Genomic DNA, 2,859 nt, shown 5'->3' on the forward strand with positions numbered 1-2,859 from the left:
CGTTGCGTGCCAGATCGATCAGCATCACATGCTCGGCCCGTTCTTTGGGGTCGTTGATCAGCTCCAACTCGGCGGCCTTGTCTTTCTCGGGCGTTGCACCACGGGGTCGTGTGCCCGCCAGAGGACGGATGATGACTTTGGCCCCCTCGTCTGTTTGTTCCTGACGAACCAAAATTTCGGGGCTGGCCCCGACGACATGGAAGTCGCCGAAGTTGTAGAAATACATGTAGGGGCTCGGGTTGAGCGAACGCAACGCCCGGTACAGTGACAGCGGACTTTCGGTGTAACGCTTCTTGATGCGTTGCCCCACCTGCACCTGCATGAAGTCGCCGCCTGCGATGAGCTCCTTGGCCTTTTCCACCGCCGCGATGTAATCGGCTTTGGCAAAGTCTCGTTCAGCCGGGTAAGACTGGCTGGCTTTGACCATGGGTGCACTGACCGAGTATTTGAGCTGCTCTTTCAGATCGCGCAGGCGTTTTTTCGCGCCCACATAGGCCTCTGGCGTAGCCGGGTCGGCATAGACGATGAGGTAAAGCTTGCCCGACAGGTTGTCGATCACGGCCAGCTCTTCGCATTGCAGCAGCAAGATATCGGGCGTGCCCAAGGTGTCGGGTGGGCAGGATTTTTCGAGCTTTTTCTCGATGTAGCGCACCGCGTCGTAACCAAAATAGCCCGCCAGACCGCCACAAAAACGGGGCAGGCCCGGGCGCAAGGCCACCTTGAAACGTTTTTGGTATTGCTCGATGAAGTCCAGTGGGTTGCCCGCAGCGGTCTCGATCACCTCACCATCGCGCACCACTTCGGTTTTGGCTTCAGCGCCAAAGCCGCTGGCGCGCAACAGGGTGCGGGCCGGCAGACCGATAAAGCTGTAGCGCCCAAAACGCTCGCCACCCACCACCGATTCCAGCAAAAAACTGTATTTGCCGTTGTCCTTGGTATGGGCCAGCTTCAGGTAAAGCGACAGGGGTGTTTCCAGGTCCGCAAAGGCTTCCAGCATGAGCGGAATGCGGTTGTAGCCTTGACTGGCCAGGCTTTTGAATTCAAGTTCGGTGATCACGGGCTAGAGCCTCCAAAGCGCTCAGCGACCTCTGAAGAGGTGCTTTTCATTCATCCAGTTGCCCGGTCATGGTGAACATGAAAACGGACGCGGGTGGCGGGCAAGCCGCACAGTCGTTGGGATCAGGCTGGCCGACGCCAGGGCCAGGCTCCCCGGCCTTGCACAAGGGCGTGGCTCGGCAGGCTGGCTGCGCTGAAGTAGCTGTGGACGATGAACATGGTGGTCCAAGTGTAGCAAAGCCGCGCTGCATTTTGGGACCTTCCCAACCTGGGTGTGACGCTTTTGTCGCCGCCTCACATCATCGGCTTGTCGCGTTCAGGTGCTGTGGCAACTCGGCCAAGGTGTCCAACCAGGCGGCGGCGGGCGTGTCTTGCACGCGTTGGCCATGGTTGTAACCATAGGTCACCAGCACCACGGGGCAGCCCGCAGCGTGGGCGGCCTGCGCATCGTTGCTGGAATCGCCCACCATCAAGGTGCGCGCGGCGTTGGTGCCCAGCGCCTCACAGGTCTTCAACAAGGGCAAGGGGTCTGGCTTTTTGCGCTCGAAGCTGTCACCGCCAAACACAGGGCCAAAGAAGTGTGTCAGTGACTTATCTTTCAACAAGGCCTGTGCAAAGGCGAGGGGCTTGTTGGTCAGGCAGGCCATGGGCACTTTTTGGGCGGCCAAGCCTTCAAGGGCGTCCAACACGCCAGGATAGATGTCGGCAAACTGTCCGTTGATTGCCAAATAGTGGTGCTGGTAGCGCTGCCAGGCGCGGCCGTACAGGGCATCGACCGACAGGGCCGGGCAAGCCTGCCCTGCGCCCTTGACCTCTGGTCTGGTGATCTGGTACGCCAACAAAGTGCGGATCAGGTGCTCAGAGCCTTTGCCAATGGTTTGCGCAATGAGTGCATCAGACACCGGGGGCAGGTCAAGGTCTGCCATGGTGCGGTGCAAGGCCACCTGAAAATCACCCAAGGTGTGCACCAAGGTGCCATCGAGATCAAAAATGACCGCGTCGATCTGCGTCAAATCCTGCATGGCGCTTGGCATCGCTTCAGGACAGGGCCAGTCGCATCTGGTCGATCACGGCTTTGTAATCGGGCTTGCCAAAAATGGCGCTGCCCGCCACAAAGGTGTCTGCCCCGGCATCGGCCACGCGGCGGATGTTGTCGGCCTTGATGCCGCCATCGACCTCCAGGCAAATGTCTCGGCCACTGCGTTCGATCCATTGGCGCGCCAATTCGACCTTACGCAAAGCCGAATCGATGAAACTTTGACCCCCAAATCCGGGGTTCACGCTCATGATCAGGATCAGATCGATCTCGTCGATGGTCCACTCCAGCACGTCCAGGGGTTCGGCCGGGTTGAACACCAGCCCCGCTTTGACGCCCTTTCCCTTGATAGCCTGAATGCTCCGATGCACATGGCCGCTGGCATCGGGGTGAAAGCTGATGAGGTCGGCACCGGCCTCGGCAAAAGACGCTGCCAGCGCATCGACGGGCGAGATCATCAAATGCACATCGATCGGCACCGCCACGCCTGCAGCCGTTTTGGCATGCGGCTTCAAGGCTTGGCAGATCATGGGGCCAAAGGTGAGGTTGGGCACGTAATGGTTGTCCATCACGTCGAAGTGGATCCAGTCGGCACCGGCGTCGATGACGCTTTTGACTTCTTCGCCCAAGCGCGCGAAATCAGCCGATAGGATGGAAGGGGCAATGCGGTAGGTCGTCGTCATCCCTGAATTGTCGCAGTTAACATGTGCCCATGTCTGCCTACAACGTTCAAATTGATGTGCTGCCCCACTACGTAGCAGACCAAA

The 2,859-nt window shown here is 59.2% G+C and carries 3 protein-coding genes; all 3 read right to left on the reverse strand.

All coding sequences use genetic code 11. The features are described 5' to 3' along the window. The coding region (locus Q0341_RS05715; protein ID WP_299511137.1) for a chorismate-binding protein at positions 1–1,057 on the reverse strand (1,057 nt) is incomplete at its 3' end. Between the two features lie 298 nt (positions 1,058–1,355). Continuing rightward, positions 1,356–2,078 (reverse strand): phosphoglycolate phosphatase, encoded by a 723-nt coding sequence (gene gph / locus Q0341_RS05720; RefSeq protein ID WP_299511139.1) that lies wholly within the window; start codon positions 2,076–2,078, stop codon positions 1,356–1,358. 16 nt (positions 2,079–2,094) lie between these two features. Continuing rightward, positions 2,095–2,775 carry a ribulose-phosphate 3-epimerase gene (rpe, locus tag Q0341_RS05725; RefSeq protein WP_299511141.1) on the reverse strand — a complete coding sequence of 227 codons (681 nt, stop codon included), beginning with the start codon at positions 2,773–2,775 and terminating at the stop codon, positions 2,095–2,097. Positions 2,776–2,859: the final 84 nt, after the last annotated feature.

Origin of the sequence: uncultured Limnohabitans sp. (genome assembly GCF_937889215.1) — a bacterium.
Taxonomy (GTDB): Bacteria; Pseudomonadota; Gammaproteobacteria; order Burkholderiales; family Burkholderiaceae_C; genus Limnohabitans_A.